The sequence below is a fragment of the Pseudarthrobacter sp. H2 genome, assembly GCF_050157045.1.
Taxonomy (GTDB): Bacteria; Actinomycetota; Actinomycetes; order Actinomycetales; family Micrococcaceae; genus Arthrobacter.
The window spans coordinates 1,879,575-1,898,345 of sequence record NZ_CP189594.1 but is presented as its reverse complement, the minus strand read 5'-3'; the positions used below and the strand labels follow the sequence as shown (position 1 = coordinate 1,898,345).

Genomic DNA, 18,771 nt, shown 5'->3' with positions numbered 1-18,771 from the left:
GTAAATTACGACATGATTGTGTTGTGTATTCCATGAGCCCCTCTACTTCCGGCGCCCTCGCCGGGCGCGGTGATCTGCGCGTTGTGCCGGACGCCGGCCCGCGCGGCGACCCGCGCGGCGCCCTGTCCGGCGCCACCATGGCAGCACCGGCGGCAGTTTCCGCCCCGGCCGGCTTTCCCGCGGCCGACGTCGAGGAGCGCACCAAGGACCGCGTCCTCAATGCCGTCCTGGAGCACGGCCCCATCAGCGCCGCCGAACTCGGCGACCTGCTCGGCTTCACGCCCGCGGCGGTGCGCCGCCACCTCGACCACCTCTCCCGCGACGGCGTGATCGAGGTCAAGCGGGTTGCCCGCGCCGGTGCCGGAGCGGGACGCCCGGCCCGCCGCTACGTCCTCAGTTCGCAGGGCCAGTCGTCGCTGGGCGACGACTACCTGGACATCGCCGCCTCCGCGCTGCGGCGGCTGGCCGAGATGGCCGGCCCGGAATCGGTCCGGCAGTTCGCCGTCGAGCGTTTCGCCACGATGGAACGCCGCTACGCCCCGGAAATCGAGGCGGCAGGCGCGGACATCACCGCACGCGCCCAGGCACTGTCCGAGGCACTGAGCCGCGACGGGTTCGTCGCCTCCGCGGCCTCCATCGCCGCCAAGGCCCCGCTCCCGGCGGCGCTCTCCAGCGTCCAGCTCTGCCAGGGACACTGCCCGATCCAGCAGCTGGCCGCGGAATTCCCGGTGTTCTGCGATGTGGAGACCGAACTGTTCTCCCGGCTGGTCGGCGTCGACGTGCGCAGGCTGTCCACCCTGGCGCGCGGCGGCCACGTCTGCACCACCCACATACCCACAGGCCGTCCGGCTGCCAGGGGGCCCCACGGCCCCGCAGCTGCCCCCGACCGCCTGGATGAAGTATCCAACCATCTGCAAGAAAGGCCGTGATGACGGACCAACTATCAGAGAACAAGGTTGCTGACTCTACTGTGATTTCGGAGATTCTGGAAAAGAATCCCGAACTCCACGGAATCGGCACCTACGAGTACGGCTGGGCCGACAAGAACGACGCCGGCGCGAACGCCCGCCGCGGCATCAATGAGGACGTCGTCCGCGACATCTCGGCCAAGAAGAGCGAGCCGGAATGGATGCTTGACCTCCGCCTCAAGGGCCTGAAGTACTTCGACCGCAAGCCCATGCCGACGTGGGGTGCCGACCTGTCCGGCATCGACTTCGACAACATCAAGTACTTCGTGCGGTCCACCGAGAAGCAGGCCGCCACCTGGGAAGACCTTCCCGAGGACATCCGGAACACGTATGAGAAGCTCGGCATCCCGGAAGCCGAGCGCAGCCGCCTCGTCTCCGGCGTCGCGGCACAGTATGAGTCCGAGGTTGTCTACCACCAGATCCGCGAGGACCTGGAACAACAGGGTGTCATCTTCCTGGACACCGACACCGCCCTGCGCGAGCACCCGGAGATCTTCCAGGAGTACTTCGGCACGATCATCCCGGTGGGCGACAACAAGTTCGCGTCGCTGAACACGGCCGTCTGGTCCGGCGGTTCCTTCGTCTACGTCCCCAAGGGCGTCCACGTGGACATCCCGCTGCAGGCCTACTTCCGCATCAACACGGAAAACATGGGCCAGTTCGAGCGCACCCTGATCATCGCGGACGAGGACTCCTACGTCCACTACATCGAGGGCTGCACCGCGCCGATCTACACCTCGGACTCGCTGCACTCCGCGGTCGTGGAAATCATCGTGAAGAAGGGCGCCCGCGTCCGCTACACGACCATCCAGAACTGGTCCACCAACGTGTACAACCTGGTCACCAAGCGCGCCATCTGCGAAGAGAACGCCACCATGGAGTGGGTCGACGGCAACATCGGCTCGAAGGTCACCATGAAGTACCCGGCCGTCTACCTCGTGGGCGAAGGAGCCAAGGGCGAGACCCTCTCCATCGCGTTCGCCGGGGCAGGCCAGCACCAGGACACCGGCTCCAAGATGGTCCACATCGCGCCCAACACCAAGAGCTCGATCATCTCCAAATCCGTGGCCCGCGGCGGCGGCCGCGCCGCCTACCGCGGCCTGGTCCAGGTCCGGGAAGGCGCCAAGCACTCCGCCAACACGGTCCGCTGCGACGCCCTCCTGGTGGACACCATCAGCCGTTCGGACACCTACCCCTACATCGACATCCGCGAGGATGACGTCACCATGGGGCACGAGGCCACGGTCTCGCGCGTCAGCGAAGAGCAGCTGTTCTACCTGATGTCCCGCGGCATGCGCGAAGACGAGGCCATGGCGATGATCGTCCGCGGCTTCATCGAGCCCATTGCCCGCGAGCTGCCGATGGAATACGCCCTCGAGCTGAACCGACTGATTGAACTGCAGATGGAAGGATCGGTCGGTTAATGACTGACATCACTACTGAAAAGGCCCGCATCGGCGCGCCCTCAGCCCAGCCGTTCATTAACGGTTTCACCGAGGAAGGCGAAAGCCTCTCGCCCGTGAACGCCGCGGAGTCCAAGGCACCGCTCGCGGGCGACGCCGTCAAGCGCCACTCGCACGGCGGCGGCGTCGGCATTCCGGACAGTTCCCGCGCCGGCCGCCTGACCTCCTACCAGCTGGCGGACTTCAAGCCGCTGACCGGCATGGAGGAAGACTGGCGGTTCACCCCGCTCAAGCGCCTCCGCGGACTGCACACCGACGTCCTCAACGGCGCCGCTCCGTCCGTGGCCGTCACCGCGCCGGAGCACGTCACGGTGGAAACCGTGGGACGCGATGACCGCCGGATCGGATCCGCCGGGATCCCCGAGGACCGCGTCTCCGCGAACGCCTGGGAGAACTTCTCCGAGGCCACGGTCATCACCGTTCCCGCCGAGGTCCAGGCCGACGGCGAAATCAGCGTCGTGCTGACCGGCCAGGGCACCGAGGCTTCCGCGCAGCACCTCGTCATCGTGGCGGAAAAGTACTCCAAGGCCGTCGTCGTCCTGGACCACCAGGGCACCGCCGTCGTCTCCGAGAACGTGGAGATCGTCGTCGGGGAGGGCGCTCAGCTGACCGTCATCTCGCTCCAGGAATGGAACGACGACGCCGTACACGCCTCCTCCCAGCAGGTGAAACTCGGCCGCGACTCACGGTTCAAGCACATCGTCGTCAGCCTCGGCGGCGACCTCGTGCGCGTCACGCCGTCGGCCCGCTTCACCGCCCCCGGTGCGGAAGTCGAACTGTTCGGACTGTACTTCGCCGACGCCGGCCAGCACCTCGAGCAGCGGCTGTTCGTGGACCACGCCGTGGCCAACTGCAAGTCCAACGTGCTGTACAAGGGAGCCCTGCAGGGCCGCAATGCGCACACCGTGTGGGTGGGTGACGTCCTGATCCGCAAGGAGGCAGAGGGCACCGACACCTACGAGGCCAACCGCAACCTGGTCCTGACCGACGGCGCCCGCGCGGACTCCGTGCCGAACCTCGAAATCGAGACCGGCCTGATCGCCGGTGCCGGCCACGCAAGCGCCACCGGGCGCTTCGACGACCAGCACCTGTTCTACCTGATGGCCCGCGGCATCCCTGAAGAGGTGGCCCGCCGGCTGGTGGTCCGCGGCTTCCTGAACGAGATCATCCAGCAGATCAAGGTTCCCGCCATCGAGGAGCGCCTCACGGCCGCCGTCGAGCGCGAACTCGCGGCAACGAACCACTAGTGCGCAGCACCAGAGGACACAGGAAAGCATCAGATGACTGAACAGCCAAAGGGCGAGCTGGTCTGCAACGCCAGCGAGATCCAGCTCAAGCAGGCGCTGCGGATCCTGATCGACGACTACCCGGTAGCGATCGTGAAGGACTCGATGGGGGAGATCCACGCCATCGGCGACACCTGCTCGCATGCGGACATCTCCCTTGCCGAAGGCGAGGTTGAAGGCTGCCTGATCGAGTGCTGGGGGCACGGCTCCCAGTTCGACCTGCGCAGCGGGGAGCCGCTCCAGCTGCCGGCCTATGATCCCGTTCCTGTGTTTGCCGTGACCATCCAGGGCGACGACGTCTACGTTGACGTCACCAACGTCCTGAACGGTGCCGAAGCCCCGACCTTCAGCTGACCGCCCGGGCTTCAGCTGACCGCGCTGATCAGCAGATCAAACCGGCCAGCACCGCTTAGAAAACTCAACGCCAAGAAACCGCACAGTGCCGGAGCGCACGGTGCAGAGGAGAACAAGATACATGTCGACTCTTGAGATCAAGGACCTGCACGTCAGCATTGACACCGAGCAGGGCGTCAAGGAAATCCTGAAGGGCGTCAGCCTGACCATCAGGACCGGTGAAACGCACGCCATCATGGGCCCCAACGGCTCCGGCAAGTCCACCCTGGCGTCCACCATCGCCGGCCACCCGCGCTACAACGTCACCTCCGGCACCATCACGCTGGACGGCGAGGACGTCCTCGCGATGACCGTCGACGCCCGCGCCCGCGCCGGCCTCTTCCTGGCCATGCAGTACCCCGTCGAGGTTCCGGGCGTGAGCATGACCAACTTCCTGCGCACCGCCAAGACGGCCATCGACGGCAAGGCCCCGGCCCTGCGCACCTGGACGAAGGAAGTCAAGGCCGCCATGGCGGAGCTGCGCATCGACGCCGACTTCACCCAGCGCAACGTCAACGAAGGATTCTCCGGCGGCGAGAAGAAGCGCGTCGAGATCCTCCAGCTGGAGCTCTTCAAGCCGAAGTTCGCCATCCTGGACGAGACCGACTCCGGGCTGGACGTCGACGCACTGAAGGTTGTCTCCGAGGGCGTCAACCGCGCCCAGGCCGAGGGCAACATGGGCACCCTGCTCATCACCCACTACACCCGGATCCTGCGCTACATCAAGCCGGAATTCGTGCACGTGTTCGTTGACGGCCAGGTTGTCGAAGAGGGCGGCCCGGAGCTTGCCGACCGCCTCGAAGAAGAAGGCTACGACCGCTACGCCACCGGCGCCGGGGCAGCCACGATCGCTGCCGCCACCGCGGCAGCACAGGCCTAGTTAGGACTCTGCCATGACGGAAATCAAGGAGGCCCGCACGGGCCTCGAGGATGTCGAAGAGGCGCTCAAGGATGTGATTGACCCGGAACTCGGGGTCAACATCGTTGATCTGGGCCTGCTGTACGGCCTGAAGTATTCGGACGACGACGGCGCCCTGCTGATCGACATGACGCTCACCACGGCCGCGTGCCCGCTCACCGACGTGATCGAGGAGCAGGTCGGCAAGGCCCTGGACGGGATCGTCGACGACTGGCGGCTCAACTGGGTGTGGATGCCGCCGTGGGGCCCCGAGAGGATCACCGAAGACGGCCGCGACCAGATGCGCGCCCTGGGCTTCAACATCTAAATCCCCACCGCCTCCCTAGCCTCGCTTCGCTTCGGCCAGGGAACCCTCGGCGGCGGAGGCCCCATTTAGTACGACGGCGGCCGGCCACCTTCCCTGGAAGGTGGCCGGCCGCCCGTGGTGCAGGCGGGCAGCCGATTGCCGGATATGGCCGGAATGCGGGCCCGATTGCGGCCATTTCCGTCATATGGCCGGAGTGAGAGCACGGCGCCGGTCTGGAACAGCCTCGAAACCCCATCGGTTGCTCCGCAGCTGCCCTTCTGGAGCGCCAAAACGGCACTTGTGGAGCAGTCGATCGGGCTGCTACGGCGTGGCGACGCCGAACGTGTCGCACTGGTTGATGTCGCCGGTGGTGTAGCCCCGGTTGAACCACTTCTGCCGCTGCGAGCTGGAGCCATGGGTCCAGGACTCGGGTGAGACGCGGCCGGTCGCGGCCTTCTGGATGCGGTCGTCGCCCACGGCCGAGGCGGCGGACAGCGCGTCCTGCAGATCCTTTTCCTTGAGCGGATCCAGGAACGGCTGCCCGGTCTTGGGATCCTTCGTGGTGGTGGCGTAGTGGGCCCACAGGCCGGCGTAGCAGTCGGCCTGGAGTTCCACCCGCACGGCACCGGACTGCGGTCCCTGCGGATCCTGCTGGGCACGGTCCAGGTTACCCAGCAGGTTCTGGACATGATGGCCGAATTCGTGGGCCACCACATACTCCTGCGCCAGCGGTCCGCCGGAGGACCCGAAGCGGTCCACAAGTTCCTGGAAGAAGCCCGGATCGAAGTACGCCGTGGTGTCGGCCGGGCAGTAGAACGGACCCACCTCCGAGGTCGCGGCGCCGCAGCCGGTGTTGGTTCCGCCGGTGAAGATCACGGTCTCCGGGCGGGGGTACTTCTTGTTGTACTTGGCCAGATAGTCCGGCCAGAACGCGTTGAGGCTGTTGACGGTCCCGACGATCCGGCAATCCAGGCGGGCGTCGGCATCGGCGCCGGTGCCGCAGGCCGGGGCCGTGCTTTGGCTTTGCCCCTGGTCCGCGGTGGTGCCGGTCAGTCCTTCGAGGAGCTGGGGATTGATGCCGAACAGGGCGGCGAGGAGCAGGATGACTCCGCCGCCGATGCCGCCGCCGATCTTGGTTCCGCGGCCCATGCCGCGCCGGTCCTGCACCTGTGACGGGTCCAGCTGGGCGTTGTCGTTGAAACTCATAAGGTCACAATAACCCGCACCGGCACCGCCGGCGCCCCCGGCCGGTAAAGTTGGTCCGATGCCTTTTCTCGACAGATTACAGCGCTGGGCCGACGAGCTCCCCGACGGCACCGCCGTCGCCGCGGCCGGGCAGCGCCTGGGCTGGGCGGAGCTCCGGGACGCCGCCGCTGCGCTGGTACCCGCGGCACAGATTCCCACGGTGCTGGTTCCCGCGGCACAGATTCCCGCGGCGCCCGCGGTCACCGTCCTGTCGGAACAGAACCCCCTGCGCTTCGCCGTCGCCTTCGCGGCGGCCGTGGCCGGGGAAGGCCGTTGCGCCGTGCTGGATCCGGCCTGGCCGCAGCCGCTGCGGGACGGGATCGCGGAGCGGATCGCGGAAACGTTTCGGCCCGCGGGGCGCGTGGCGGGATCCGGGGCATCCGGGCGCCCGGCGGGATCCGGGGCGGGGCCGGTCCAGGCCCGGGCGCAGGATCTGGCCGACGGACCGCCCGATTCGCCGTTCCTGATCGGCCTGACCTCCGGCACCACCTCGGTCCCGAAGGCCTTCACCCGGTCCCGGCGCTCCTGGCAGCAGTCGTTCGACGCCTCGATCGAGTTCTTCGGCCTCACCCGGGAGGACAGGACCCTGGCTCCGGGCCCGCTGGCCGCCAGCCTGAACCTGTATGCCCTGGCCGAATGCCTCTATGCCGGTGCCGAGTTCCACACCCTGGAGCAGTTCGACGTCGGCGCCGCGCACGCCGCGGTCAGCCACGACGGCATCACCCGGCTGGTCCTGGTCCCCACCATGCTCAGGCTGCTCAGCGAACGCGGCCTCACCGGCGGCGTCGACGGCTCGGGGCTCCGCAGCATCATCTGCGCCGGCTCCAAACTGGACGCACGGACCCTCGAAGCGGCACGCCGCTGGGCGCCCAACGCCACCATCTTCGAGTACTACGGCGCCTCGGAGCTCAGCTTCGTCTCCGGCTCCGGCCTGCGCCCGGGCGAGTCCCCGGAGCTGGGCGGCACCGGCATCGGGGGGCCGTTCCCCGGCGTCGAGATCCGGATCCTGGACGACACCGGCACGCAGCTGCCGGACGGACGCGACGGGAACATCTGCGTCCGCAGCGGCATGGTCAGCGACGGCTACCTCTGGGGCGACGACGGGCAGGCGCTGCGCTGCTTCGACGGCTGGTTCACCGTGGGGGACCAGGGCTACCTGTCCGGCGGGACGCTGCACATGCTGGGCCGGCGCTCGGACATGATCATCACGGCCGGCACAAACGTCTACCCGCACGAGATCGAGCTGGCCCTGGCGTCAGTCCCCGGCGTCGCGGCTGCCGTCGCCGCCGGCATGCCCGACGACGTCCGCGGCCAGCGCGTCATTGCCGGGGTGGTGCCGTCCCACGGCGCCCTGAGCGCCACCGCGCTGAAAGCCGGCGTCGAGGACGTGCTGGCACGGAACAAGCGGCCGCTGGAGTATTTCACGCTGGCCGAGCTTCCCCTGACGGACCGGGGCAAGGTCAGCAGGCAGCTCCTGCTCGACTGGGTCGCCGGCAATGACACCCGGATCCGGCGCCTTGCCTAGGCTTGGGGCCCAACCCGCATCGGGCGCCCCGCAGCTCCTCCCCGAGGACCGGCAGCCGGTGATCATCGCCGCCCGCAGGACTCCGCTCCGCCGCGCCCACGGCGCGCTGAAAGGGCTCCGCGCCCACGAACTGCTGGCCCCCGTGCTGCGCAGCCTGCTGGAAAGTGCCGGCGTGGCCCCGGAAGGGGTGGCCGACGTCGTGATCGGGAACGCCGTCGGCGGAGGCGGCAACGTGGCCCGGCTCGCGGCGCTGGAGGCCGGCCTGCCCGTCAGCGTTCCCGGCGTCACGGTGGACCGGCAGTGCGGTTCCGGACTGGATGCGATCGTGCTGGCCTCCCGGCTGGTGGCGGCCGGCGGCGGCGGCATCTACCTCGCCGGCGGGGTGGAGAGCATCAGCACCGCGCCGCTCCGGGCACACCGCGGCGGCGACGGCGCACCGGAGTTCTTCGCCCGCGCCCAGTTCACGCCGCCTGCCCACGGCGATCCGGACATGGGAGTGGCGGCTGAGAACGTGGCCGGCCGCTTCGGGATCAGCAGGGAACGGCAGGACGCCTTCGCGCTCCGCAGCCACCAGCGGGCGCTGTCCGCCGCGGCCGCCGGCGTGTTCGAGGGAGAGATCGTACCGCTGCCCGGTCCGGCGGCCGCCGGTTCCGGCGCTGTCCGGGACGCCGGGGACGCCGGGTCGGGCGTCGTCGGGGACGCCTTCCGCGACGACGACGGCCCCCGCCCGCGGCTCACTGCTGCGCTGCTGGCGCGGTTCCCGGCCGCGTTCGTGGCGGGCGGTACCGTCACGGCGGGCAACTCCTGCTTTGACGCGGACGGGGCCGCCGCCGTCGTGATCACCTCGGTGGAACGGGCGCGCGGACTCGGCGCCCGCGACGGGCTCCTGGTGCTGGGCACCGACACCGCCGGGGTGGACCCGGAACTGCTGGGCATCGGCGCGGCGGCGGCCGGGGAACGGTTGCTCGCGGTACAGGGCCTGTCCGCGGGGGATATCGGGCTGGTGGAGTTCAATGAGGCCTTCGCCTCCCAGGCCCTCGCGTGCCTGGACCGGCTGGGCATCGACCCGGGACGCGCAAACCTCGACGGCGGCGCCCTGGCCCTGGGCCACGCCTACGGGGCCTCCGGCGCGGTGCTGGTGACCCGTCTGCTGGCCCAGGCGCGCCGCGACCCCGTGGAAGGGCAGCTTGCCCTGGCCCTGATCAGCATCGCCGGCGGAATGGGCACAGCCGCGCTCCTGGGCTACCGCACGTTCCGTTAGGTTCCCGTGTGCCCACCCGGCAGCTCCGGGGGACATGCCCATTCCTTGGTGCAAGGACAGGGCATGGTGGGATTATGCCCAGTGGCCGCGGCCACGGGAGGGCATGTCCCGTGTCCCCGCAGGGCAGCTCCGGGGGACATGCCCATTCTTTGGTGCAAGGACCGGACATGGTGGGATTATGCCCAGTGGCCGCGGCCAGGGGAGGGCATGCCACGTGTGCACGTGGGCCCGCGCCCCCGCGTCCCCGCGGCCGGAAGGGCGGGCTGTCACTCGTCGAAGTCGTCGGCTTCGCCCAGTCCGCGGGCGGCGAGGGCTTCCCCGGTCTGCCGGGCGAAGGCCACCGTGGTGATGAAAACGGGCAGCACGAGCGCACGGGGGTTCCGTTCCAGCCCCCGGGCCCGGGCGGAATCCCGGACACCCGCATAGGCCCCGGCGATGAAGGGAATACTCCGCAGCATGATGGCAATGGTCAGGGCGAAGCGTTCCGGATCCGCGCCGAAACGCCGGAACGGCCGGGCCAGCGACGCCACCCCGTCCAGCAGGGCCTGCACCGGGGTGGTCGCGGTCAGGATCGACGCCGCCACCACGCAGACCAGCACGTTCAGCACGATCCGGGCCGCGGTCGGGGCTCCCAGCTGCCACCACTGGAACAGGCCGATCGCCAGGAGCACGGGCAGCAGGGGCCGGACCGCGCGGACCAGCCGGGCAGCTCCGGCTCCGCTGAGCAGGAACACCCCGCTCATCAGCGCCAGCACCCCGGCAGCGACGCCCCAATCCGCGATCAGGAAGGACGCCATGCCGCACCCGAGGACCAGCAGGAACTTCAGCCACAGCGGCGAGCGGTGGATCAGGGACTTGCCCGGCACATAACTGGCCAGCAGGAGGCTGTGGCCGCTCACCGCTGCCCCTGGCGGCGGGGCTCCGGCCGCCCCGCCTCCGGCCCGGCCGACGCAAGCCCCGGCTCCGGCCCGGCCGGCGGGAGCCCCGCCGCGGAGAGCGCCCGGTAATGGTCGACGGCGGCGGCGGCCCCGCCGTCGAACACCACTTGCCCTGCGTCCGCCACCAGGACCCGGTCCATGTCCAACGCCAGGTCGAGGTCGTGGGTGGAGAGGATGACCTGCTGGCTGAGCCCGGCCAGGGTCCGGCGCAGCAGTTCCCGGTTGCGGAGATCCAGCAGGGTGGAGGGCTCATCCAGCACCAGCACCTGCGGATCCACGGCCAGGACGGCGGCAAGAGCCAGGAGCTGGCGTTCCCCGCCGGAGAGCTCGTAGATGCTCTGGTCCGCGAGCGGCCGGAGCCCGAAGCGGTCCAGCGCCGCCTCCGCGAGGGCGCGGCGCTCGATGGCGTTCCGGACGGAGCGGCGCAGGGACAGCTCCACGTCCTCGCGGCCGGTGGGCATCACCAGCTGGGACAGCGGATCGGTGAAGACGAACCCGACGCGGCGGCGGACCTCCCGCACGGCGCGGACGGTGTCCGCACCGTTGACGGTGACCGTGCCAGCGCTCGGCGCCACGAGCCCGTTGAGCAGCCGCAGCAGGGTGGACTTGCCGGAGCCGTTGGCGCCGATGACCCCGATCCGCCGCTCCGTTAGCTCAAGCGAAAACTCTTGAAGCAGGGTCTTGGGTGCGGGGCGTCCGTCAACCGCAACACGCACGGCCACCCGGTCCAGGACGATGCTCACAGCCGGACGTCTGCCTTCCGGACACGGCGGAGCAGCAGGTCCGGGAACGCCTTGTGCAGGGACAACGCCACGGTCACGGCGAGTGCGTTCTTGATCACATCGCCGGGGTAGTAGGCGAGGTCGGCCAGGAAAGCGGCAGACAGGCTCAGCTTGGCGTTCACCATCATGCCGAGGACCCCGAGCGTGTGGACGAAGATGATGCTGCTCACCATCGCAGCGGCGAACAGCAGAACGCCCAGGATCTTCCCGGAGCGGGCCGCGGTGCGCCGGAGCACGACGACGGCCAGCCAGCCGGCGGCCGCGGCGGCCAGCGGGAAGGCGATGATGTAGCCGGCGGACGGGCCGGCCAGGACGCCGAGCCCGCTGCGTCCCCCGCTGAAGATCGGCAGCCCGGCCAGTCCCAGGAGCACATAGAGCCCGACGGCGGCGAAGGCCCGGCCCGGGCCCAGCGCCAGCCCGGTGAGCATGACGGCGAGCGTCTGGACCGTGATGGGGACGCCGAGGCCGCCGACCGGGATCGCGGCGATCAGCGCCGACGCTGCCACGAGGGCGGCAAAGACGGCGATCAGTCCAAGGTCGGTGGCGTTCCAGCGGGTCCGCCGCGGGTTCCGGGCGGTGACGGCGTTGTCGGTCTGGGTCATGGTGGATCCTGTCGCGTGAAATCGGTGGACATCGGCTCTTGTTTCCGACTGTACGGCTGGAGCAGACCGGCTTTTTTGTGGCAGGCCCACAAAACGGGGGCCGGGATGCTGGAGGGCACCGCCAAGCCCACCGGGGACGGGGATGCCGGCGCGCCGGGCGCGCCGCCGTCGTCATTCCACCTGCCCCTTGTCATCCGGCGGACGCAGGGCCGGTAGACTGGTAGAGGCCGTTCTCTCGGCCGCACTGTCCCGGCCCCCTCCAGATTCCATCCGTTGTGCCGCGGCGTTCCCTGTTGTGAAAGGCCTTAGCTGCATTGATTACCGTCCAGGATCTCGAACTGCGCGCCGGCGCCCGCCTCCTCATGGACCAGGTGAGCTTCCGGATCGACAAGGGAGACAAGATCGGCCTGGTCGGCCGTAACGGTGCAGGCAAGACCACGCTGACCCGGGTGCTCGCGGGCGAGGGCCTGCCCGCCGGCGGCAAAGTCACCCGCAGCGGCGAGATCGGCTACCTGCCGCAGGACCCCCGGACCCCGGACATGGAGCAGCTCGCCCGCGACCGGATCCTGTCCGCCCGCGGCCTGGACATCGCCGTCAACAAGCTCAAGCAGACCCATGAGGACATGGCCAGCGAGGACGCCGAGGTCCAGCGCAAGGCCATGAACCGCTACGACCGGCTGGAATCCGAGTTCCTGGCCGCCGGCGGCTACGCGGCCGAGGCCGAGGCCGCCGCGATCTGCTCCAACCTCGCCCTGCCGGACCGGCTGCTGAACCAGCCGCTGAAGACGCTGTCCGGCGGCCAGCGCCGCCGCGTGGAGCTCGCCCGCATCCTGTACTCCGGTGCCGAGACCATGCTCCTCGATGAGCCCACCAACCACCTCGACGCCGACTCCATTTCCTGGCTGCGCGAGTTCCTCAAGAACCACCAGGGCGGCCTGATCGTGATCAGCCACGACACGGAACTGCTCGAAGCCACCGTGAACAAGGTGTTCCTGCTCGACGCCAACCGCGCGCAGATCGACTTCTACAACATGGACTGGAAGCGCTACCTCCAGCAGCGCGAAACGGACGAGCGGGCACGCAAGCGGGAGCGTGCGAACGCGGAGAAGAAGGCCCAGGTCCTCTTCGACCAGGCCAACAAGATGCGCGCCAAGGCCACCAAGGCCGTCGCCGCGCAGAACATGGCCAAGCGCGCCGAACGCCTGCTCGGCGGCCTCGAGGCGGTCCGCGAGACCGACCGCGTGGCAGCCCTGCGCTTCCCGGATCCGTCGCCCTGCGGCAAGACCCCGCTCACCGCGGACGGCCTCAGCAAGTCCTACGGCTCGCTGGAAATCTTCACCGACGTGGACCTTGCCATCGACCGCGGCTCCAAGGTGGTCATCCTCGGCCTCAACGGCGCCGGCAAGACCACCCTCCTGCGCATGCTCGCCGGCGTCGACAAGCCGGACACCGGCGAGGTGATTCCCGGCCACGGCCTGAAGGTGGGCTACTACGCCCAGGAGCATGAGACGCTCGACGTCGACCGCACCGTCCTGCAGAACATGCGCTCCTCCGCCCCGGACATGAACGACGCCGAAGTGCGCGGCATCCTGGGCTCGTTCCTGTTCTCCGGCGACGACGTCGACAAGCCCGCCGGCGTCCTGTCCGGCGGCGAGAAGACCCGCCTGGCGCTGGCCACGATCGTGGCCTCGAGTGCGAACGTGCTGCTCCTGGATGAGCCCACCAACAACCTCGACCCGGCCAGCCGCGCCGAAATCCTCGGGGCCCTGAGCAACTACACCGGCGCCGTCGTCCTGGTCAGCCACGATGAAGGTGCCGTCGAGGCGCTGAACCCGGAGCGGGTCGTGCTGCTGCCCGACGGCGTCGAGGACCTCTGGAACGAGGACTACCTGGACCTGATCACGCTGGCGTAAGCCTCCGCGCCCCCACCCAAGTAGCTCGCACTTGTTGCCGTTCTGAGCGCTCAAAACGGCAACAACTGCGAGCTACTTGGGTTAATCGGCGGGTTACCGGACGGTCGTCTCTTCGGCATCCGTGATCCTGCGGAGTTCGTCGTAGCTGATGGAGAACATCGAGTTGTGGTCTCCGGCTCCGGCCCAGAGGACGGGGTGCTGGCGCAGCGAGCTGTCCAGGAGCGTGCGGATCTTCTCGGGGTGGCCCACGGGCGCCACTCCGCCGACGCGCTGGCCGGTGTGCGCCAGCACGAAATCGGCGCTGGCGCGGCGGATCGCTCCTTCCCCCAGCCCCGCCGCGACCTTGCCGACGTCGACCCTGGCGGCGCCGCTGGCCAGGATGAGCAGGGGAGCGCCCGCGAGCTCGAAGACGAGGCTGTTCGTGATCCCCGCGATGTCACAACCGAGCGTGGCGGCCGCCGCGGCCGCCGTCGGGACCGCTGCGTCAAATACCGTCACCGTGTCCTCGGCGCCTGCCGCGGTGAGCGCCCTCTTCACATTCGCTACCGGCTCAGGGTACATGCGGCCTCCTTCAGTAGCCCTGGGCGTCCAGGATCGCGTCTTCCTCTTCCTCGGCCGTGGCGTTCTTCCGTTTCCGGGGAACGGGGCGCCGGCGGCTAAGAACATCGGCCGGCCCGCTGGAGTGCAGGTAGCCGCCGTCCTCGGCCTGCGCTGCCTCGTCCTCGGCGTCGATGGCCGCGTTGCGGGCCTGCTGCCGGGCGGCGTAGCCGAAGCCGACGAACATCAGCACGCCGAACGCAAACCACTGCAGCGAGTAGGACAGGTGCGTGCCCTCCTCGGTCGAAGGCTTGGGGAACGCGACGGGCATCGCAGCCACGGAGGGACTCTCGGAGGCCAGCTGGCCGTACGCGCCGGCCAGCAGGGGGTAGCCCAGCTGGGCGGAATAGGCCGCCAGGTCGATCGAGGCCAGCTGGCCGTCCGGGGCCCCGCGCTGGAGCTCGGGTTCGGCGGGTTTGAGGCGGGCAATGACGGTCACCTGGCCCTGCGGCGGCGCCGGGACCGAGTCGGGATAGCCGGGGTTGTCGTTGCCGATCGGCAGCCAGCCGCGGTCGATCACCACCGTCTCGCCGTTGTCCAGCTTGAAGGGGACCACCACCTCGTAGCCGGGCTGGCCGTTGAGCGGCCGGTTGCGGACGACCCGCTGGCCCGCGGTGTCGTAGCTGCCCCGGAGTTCAACCTGGGTCCATTCGCGCTCGGCGTCGAGGCGGATGAACTCGTCCCGGGCCTGGGCGAACGTGACCGGGGCGGCCGAATAGTTGCTCAGGACACGGTTGATTCCGGCGAGAGTCTCGGCGCGGCGGTCCATCTGCCAGCGGCCCAGCCCCACACAGGCCGCCGCGAAAATCGCGGCCAGCAACAGATACCCCAGCCACTTACTGGAGAAAAGAAACCGGTACATTCAGCTGACCCCGTCCGGCAGCGCGTCCGGCGCCGCGGCGTCGAGGGAGAGCGTTTCCTTCCAGAGCCCGCGGGTCTGCAGGTAGTCTTCGAGCCAGGCCCGGTGCCCGCCGCACGCGAGCCAGATCTTGCGGCGCTCCGGGGTGTGGATCTTCGGGTTGTTCCACAGCAGCTGCCACTGCGCCCCGGCCCGGCAGGCCTTCCGTGAGCACACGGCACCGGCGGTCTCGACGGCGCCGCCGCCGTTTCCGGCGAGGTCAAAAAGGTTCATGAAGCGGCCCGTCCCTGTTCGCCGTTGTCCTCAATCGGTCCGTCGTCATCCTCGATCAGCTCCCCCTGCAGAAGCGTCATCGAGGCGTCTTCCTCGGCGCTCATCCCGGATCCCGAAGCAGCGCCGGAAGCAGTTCCTGTAGCGGTGCCGGCCCCGGCCTCCGGGGCGTCCAGTTCGCCCATCGGGACGTAATCCAGCAGCGCATCGCTGTGGATCTCCGCCTTGTCGCTGCCGTTGGCAATCACCACGGCGACCCAGGGGAGGAAGACGGCACCCAGGACGGGAAGGACCTTGAACCAGCCATCAACCACAAAAATCAGGATGAGGCACACCATGCGGATGCCCATCGCCACGGCGTACTTGATCATCCGCTCGCGCATCTCTTCCGAGTGCGCGGCGGCGGCGTCCGTAATGCTGTGCACCTCGGCGTCGCCGGACAGCGGCTCCGGAGTCCCGGGCGCGGACGCACCGGGTCGGTTTTTGAGTGTCAAGGCTGTCAGATCACCCTCCCAAGGCTTCCTTCAATTCTCTCACCATAGGCGGAGCCGCCCAAACGGACGCGTGCCGGGCGCTAAGATCGGAGGCAGGAAAATCCACCCCCCAGCGCGGCGTCGACCCGCCGCAGAATCCCGGAGAACCACATGTCTGAAGCATTGACCACCGGCCGCAGCGTCCTGATCACCGGCGGAAACCGCGGCATCGGCCTGGCCATCGCCGAATCCTTCCTCGCCAACGGGGACAAGGTGGCGGTCACCTACCGCAGCGAAGCCACACTGCCCGAGGGCATCCTCGGGGTCAAGGCTGATGTCACCGACGAATCCTCCGTGGACGCCGCCTTCGCCGAAGTCGAAGCCGCCCATGGCCCGGTGGAGGTGCTGGTCGCCAACGCCGGGATCACCAAGGACACCCTGCTGATGCGCATGAGCGAGGAGGACTTCACCTCGGTCATCGACACCAACCTCACGGGAGCCTTCCGCGTCATCAAGCGGGCTTCCAAGGGGATGATCCGGGCGCGCAAGGGCCGGGTGGTGCTGATTTCGTCCGTCTCGGGCCTCTACGGCGCCCCCGGCCAGGTCAACTACTCCGCCTCCAAGGCAGGCCTGGTCGGGATCGCCCGTTCGCTGACCCGCGAACTGGGAGGGCGCGGCATCACCGCGAACGTCGTGGCGCCGGGCTTCATCAACACGGACATGACGGCGGAGCTGCCCGAGGCAACCCAGAAGGACTACCTCTCCAAGGTCCCCGCCGGCCGCTTCGCCGAAGCCTCCGAGGTCGCCGACGTCGTCCGTTGGATCGCCAGCGACGAAGCCGCCTACATCTCGGGCGCGGTCATCCCGGTCGACGGCGGCCTCGGGATGGGCCACTGACCCAGGGCCCATTTGCCCTTTGCGCTTCCGCCCGGGGGAGCGTGTACTGGAGTTACAGCCCCGGACTGCGCAAGGGCAGGGGCATGGAATCAGGAGGATTATCATGGCTGACCTCAGCAAGTTTTCTCCCTCGGAAGTGCTGGAGCCGATCCGCCGCTTCCTCGAGGGCGAGCTGCCGATGACGCCGTCGATGAAGGTGGAACAGTTCCTGGACGGCAGCACCCTGGTGGTCCGGGCCGAGGTGCCCGGGATCGATCCCGACCAGGACGTCGACGTCTCCGTCAGCGAAGGCATGCTGCACATCAAAGCGGAACGCCAAGAGAAATCCGAGCACAAGAGCAAGTCAGGCTACCGCTCCGAGTTCCGCTATGGCTCCTTCTCGCGCAGCATCGCGCTGCCGGCCGGGGCAAAGGAAGAGGACGTCACGGCCACTTATAAGGACGGGGTCCTGGAGGTCCGGGCCCCGGCTCCCACGACGGCGCCGGACGCGACCGCGAAGAAGATCAGGATCGAACACGGCTGAGGCAGCGGCCCCGGCCGCCCCGGCGCCCACGTCTCACTAACGCCTGGTACCGGCGGCGGATCGCGGCAAGCGAAGCATGGCCGCCGATGTCAGGGGACTCAAGACCGATATGAGGAGACCTATCCGCTCTTCGCCGGGCAGCCCATAAACGGGACGATCAGCGGGACGGCATCCTTTGCGGCGGAACGGGTGTTCCAAGGGCCGGGTCTTACTATTGGGCGTATGAAGGTTAGTAACGTTCGGGGACGCTCAGGGCGGAAACTGCAATGACTGGTGACAGGGATCGGGATGCTTCAAGGCGCCCGCGGCAGGCCCGGCCACGTGACGCTCTTGGGCGGCCGCTGCCGTACGGAAGTGCCGGCGTCGAGCCGGTCTCGGAGGAGCCGCTGCCGCCGGCCCAGACGTTGGTCTCGGCCCGGAGCCTGGTCGAAGCCGGCCGGCCCTTCGCCGCCCATGAGGTACTCGAGGCCCGCTGGAAAGCCGGGCCGGCCGAAGAACGCGACCTTTGGCAAGGTCTCGCCCAGATCTGCGTCGGGCTCACCCACGCCGCCCGGGGGAACAGCGTTGGCGCGCTCCGGCTCTTCGAGCGCGGTGCGGCCCGACTCGAGGAGTACGGTTCCGGCGAAGGGCCGGCCTACGGGCTCGACTTGTCCGCCGTTGTGGGTTGCGCACGTGATCGGATGCGAACCGGCCGCTGAGCCGGCGGCCAGCGGCCAGCGTCCGCGCGGCCAGCGGCGGAGCGACTATTTCCGGGGGACTGCTGAAGTGGCGCGCTCTGCTGCACCACTTCTACGATCCCGTCCCGTCGTGGAGCACTACCAGAACGTCCTGTAAGTGGTCGGCCCATGCGACGGATCAGGGACTAATTCGCGCAATGGCAGCGCTGTGGGAGGGCAGCTGCGGCAACGTTCTCACCGTCCGGAGCGGTGATTGCTTCCGCAGGAGGCCCACCCTGACGTTCTGATTCGGCGATTGAACCGGGCTCGACTGAGCATCCGGATAGCACCGCTGACATGCCTACTAGGACGATTTGACGCCGTTCAGGGATCTGAACCCGCCGCCGAGTTCTTTCGCCAGTCCCTTCAGGTCCTTACCGCTTGGAGGCTCCTGAAGCGCCTCGGACATGTCCACGACCATCCAGTTTTTGCCCTCCACGATGGCCAAAGGCTGGGTGGAGTCGCTGTACAGCTGGTGCTCGGCATTTCGCGCTTCTTCGGTCTTGAACCATTCGACCTGGACACGGTTTGCACATACGGCGTAATCGGCTGTGTAACCTGCCAGTTCCGGGTTGATGATTGGGTCCGTCTTGGGCTCTTCCTCGCAGCCAATGACTTTGGCAACGGCTCGACGGGCATCGTCGATAGAGCCGAATACGGTGAGTTGCGAGGCTGCTGAAGACTGCGTGGTGGCGGACTGCTGCGTGTCCACGCCACAGGCTGTTAGGACGCAGAGCGGCCCGAGCATTGCGGTAGTTGCTGTGTATTTGAGCTTGCCTGTGATCATCATCGATACCCCATCCCCCCGGAGGTTAATTTCCCCATCCTTGCATACGACGGACGGAGCGTATAGGG

General features: G+C 68.6%; 21 protein-coding genes. 12 read left to right on the top strand and 9 right to left on the bottom strand.

The features are described 5' to 3' along the window. Positions 1-137: 137 nt before the first annotated feature. The 6 genes from ACQCSZ_RS08990 to ACQCSZ_RS08965 all read left to right on the top strand — a co-directional run bounded on the left by ACQCSZ_RS08990 (position 138) and on the right by ACQCSZ_RS08965 (position 5,336). Positions 138-929, top strand: coding sequence for a helix-turn-helix transcriptional regulator (locus tag ACQCSZ_RS08990; protein WP_427008290.1), 792 nt, complete (start codon positions 138-140; stop codon positions 927-929). Continuing rightward, positions 929-2,392 (top strand): Fe-S cluster assembly protein SufB, encoded by a 1,464-nt coding sequence (gene sufB, locus ACQCSZ_RS08985; RefSeq protein WP_427007666.1) that lies wholly within the window; start codon positions 929-931, stop codon positions 2,390-2,392. The genes ACQCSZ_RS08990 and sufB overlap by 1 nt, the downstream gene beginning before the upstream one ends. Further along, positions 2,392-3,678, top strand: a complete 1,287-nt coding sequence (sufD, locus tag ACQCSZ_RS08980; RefSeq protein ID WP_427007665.1) for a Fe-S cluster assembly protein SufD — start codon at positions 2,392-2,394, stop codon at positions 3,676-3,678. The genes sufB and sufD overlap by 1 nt, the downstream gene beginning before the upstream one ends. A gap of 33 nt (positions 3,679-3,711) precedes the next feature. Next, positions 3,712-4,071, top strand: a complete 360-nt coding sequence (locus tag ACQCSZ_RS08975; protein WP_427007664.1) for a non-heme iron oxygenase ferredoxin subunit — start codon at positions 3,712-3,714, stop codon at positions 4,069-4,071. A gap of 121 nt (positions 4,072-4,192) precedes the next feature. After that, the gene (gene sufC / locus ACQCSZ_RS08970; protein WP_427007663.1) at positions 4,193-4,990 is read left to right on the top strand and encodes a Fe-S cluster assembly ATPase SufC; all 798 of its coding nucleotides are present in this window, start codon (positions 4,193-4,195) and stop codon (positions 4,988-4,990) included. A 13-nt stretch (positions 4,991-5,003) separates the two neighbouring features. Then, complete coding sequence (locus tag ACQCSZ_RS08965) at positions 5,004-5,336, top strand: metal-sulfur cluster assembly factor (protein WP_427007662.1); 333 nt, start codon at positions 5,004-5,006, stop codon at positions 5,334-5,336. A gap of 300 nt (positions 5,337-5,636) precedes the next feature. Here ACQCSZ_RS08965 and ypfJ read toward each other — a convergent pair whose 3' ends face one another. Further along, the gene (gene ypfJ / locus ACQCSZ_RS08960; protein ID WP_427007661.1) at positions 5,637-6,521 is read right to left on the bottom strand and encodes a KPN_02809 family neutral zinc metallopeptidase; all 885 of its coding nucleotides are present in this window, start codon (positions 6,519-6,521) and stop codon (positions 5,637-5,639) included. A 58-nt stretch (positions 6,522-6,579) separates the two neighbouring features. Here ypfJ and ACQCSZ_RS08955 point away from each other — a divergent pair, with 58 nt between their 5' ends. After that, the gene (locus ACQCSZ_RS08955; protein WP_427007660.1) at positions 6,580-8,085 is read left to right on the top strand and encodes an AMP-binding protein; all 1,506 of its coding nucleotides are present in this window, start codon (positions 6,580-6,582) and stop codon (positions 8,083-8,085) included. After that, on the top strand, positions 8,057-9,346 hold the full coding sequence (locus ACQCSZ_RS08950; RefSeq protein WP_427007659.1) for a thiolase family protein: 1,290 nt from the start codon (positions 8,057-8,059) through the stop codon (positions 9,344-9,346). The genes ACQCSZ_RS08955 and ACQCSZ_RS08950 overlap by 29 nt, the downstream gene beginning before the upstream one ends. A gap of 266 nt (positions 9,347-9,612) precedes the next feature. Here ACQCSZ_RS08950 and ACQCSZ_RS08945 read toward each other — a convergent pair whose 3' ends face one another. Genes ACQCSZ_RS08945 through ACQCSZ_RS08935 form a run of 3 tightly spaced genes read right to left on the bottom strand, consistent with a single transcriptional unit; the run spans position 9,613 to position 11,668 of the window. Further along, complete coding sequence (locus tag ACQCSZ_RS08945) at positions 9,613-10,245, bottom strand: energy-coupling factor transporter transmembrane component T family protein (protein WP_427007658.1); 633 nt, start codon at positions 10,243-10,245, stop codon at positions 9,613-9,615. Beyond that, complete coding sequence (locus tag ACQCSZ_RS08940; protein ID WP_427007657.1) at positions 10,242-11,027, bottom strand: energy-coupling factor ABC transporter ATP-binding protein; 786 nt, start codon at positions 11,025-11,027, stop codon at positions 10,242-10,244. The genes ACQCSZ_RS08945 and ACQCSZ_RS08940 overlap by 4 nt, the downstream gene beginning before the upstream one ends. After that, positions 11,024-11,668, bottom strand: a complete 645-nt coding sequence (locus ACQCSZ_RS08935) for a biotin transporter BioY (RefSeq protein WP_427007656.1) — start codon at positions 11,666-11,668, stop codon at positions 11,024-11,026. Before ACQCSZ_RS08935 ends, ACQCSZ_RS08940 begins: the two co-directional genes overlap by 4 nt. Positions 11,669-11,982: 314 nt before the next feature. Between ACQCSZ_RS08935 and ACQCSZ_RS08930 the strand changes: the two genes are divergently transcribed. Beyond that, positions 11,983-13,581 carry an ABC-F family ATP-binding cassette domain-containing protein gene (locus ACQCSZ_RS08930; protein ID WP_427007655.1) on the top strand — a complete coding sequence of 533 codons (1,599 nt, stop codon included), beginning with the start codon at positions 11,983-11,985 and terminating at the stop codon, positions 13,579-13,581. Positions 13,582-13,674: 93 nt separating this feature from the next. On the opposite strand, the gene ACQCSZ_RS08925 is transcribed toward ACQCSZ_RS08930, so the two are convergent. From ACQCSZ_RS08925 to ACQCSZ_RS08910, 4 genes are read right to left on the bottom strand one after another with little or no spacing between them, the layout of a single operon-like run. Then, on the bottom strand, positions 13,675-14,142 hold the full coding sequence (locus ACQCSZ_RS08925; protein WP_427007654.1) for a YbaK/EbsC family protein: 468 nt from the start codon (positions 14,140-14,142) through the stop codon (positions 13,675-13,677). 10 nt (positions 14,143-14,152) lie between these two features. Further along, on the bottom strand, positions 14,153-15,040 hold the full coding sequence (locus tag ACQCSZ_RS08920) for an SURF1 family protein (protein WP_427007653.1): 888 nt from the start codon (positions 15,038-15,040) through the stop codon (positions 14,153-14,155). Beyond that, positions 15,041-15,310 carry a hypothetical protein gene (locus ACQCSZ_RS08915; RefSeq protein ID WP_427007652.1) on the bottom strand — a complete coding sequence of 90 codons (270 nt, stop codon included), beginning with the start codon at positions 15,308-15,310 and terminating at the stop codon, positions 15,041-15,043. Continuing rightward, positions 15,307-15,801 carry a DUF3099 domain-containing protein gene (locus ACQCSZ_RS08910; protein WP_427007651.1) on the bottom strand — a complete coding sequence of 165 codons (495 nt, stop codon included), beginning with the start codon at positions 15,799-15,801 and terminating at the stop codon, positions 15,307-15,309. Before ACQCSZ_RS08910 ends, ACQCSZ_RS08915 begins: the two co-directional genes overlap by 4 nt. 150 nt (positions 15,802-15,951) lie before the next feature. Between ACQCSZ_RS08910 and ACQCSZ_RS08905 the strand changes: the two genes are divergently transcribed. The 3 genes from ACQCSZ_RS08905 to ACQCSZ_RS08895 all read left to right on the top strand — a co-directional run bounded on the left by ACQCSZ_RS08905 (position 15,952) and on the right by ACQCSZ_RS08895 (position 17,898). Then, positions 15,952-16,677, top strand: coding sequence for a beta-ketoacyl-ACP reductase (locus ACQCSZ_RS08905; RefSeq protein WP_427007650.1), 726 nt, complete (start codon positions 15,952-15,954; stop codon positions 16,675-16,677). Between the two features lie 103 nt (positions 16,678-16,780). Further along, positions 16,781-17,200, top strand: coding sequence for an Hsp20/alpha crystallin family protein (locus ACQCSZ_RS08900; RefSeq protein WP_427007649.1), 420 nt, complete (start codon positions 16,781-16,783; stop codon positions 17,198-17,200). A 266-nt stretch (positions 17,201-17,466) separates the two neighbouring features. Further along, a complete protein-coding gene (locus ACQCSZ_RS08895) occupies positions 17,467-17,898 on the top strand; it encodes a DUF309 domain-containing protein (RefSeq protein WP_427007648.1) in 432 nt (143 codons plus the stop codon). Positions 17,899-18,220: 322 nt separating this feature from the next. Here the strand turns inward: ACQCSZ_RS08895 and ACQCSZ_RS08890 are convergent, their stop codons facing one another. Beyond that, positions 18,221-18,706, bottom strand: coding sequence for a hypothetical protein (locus tag ACQCSZ_RS08890; protein ID WP_427007647.1), 486 nt, complete (start codon positions 18,704-18,706; stop codon positions 18,221-18,223). Positions 18,707-18,771: the final 65 nt, after the last annotated feature.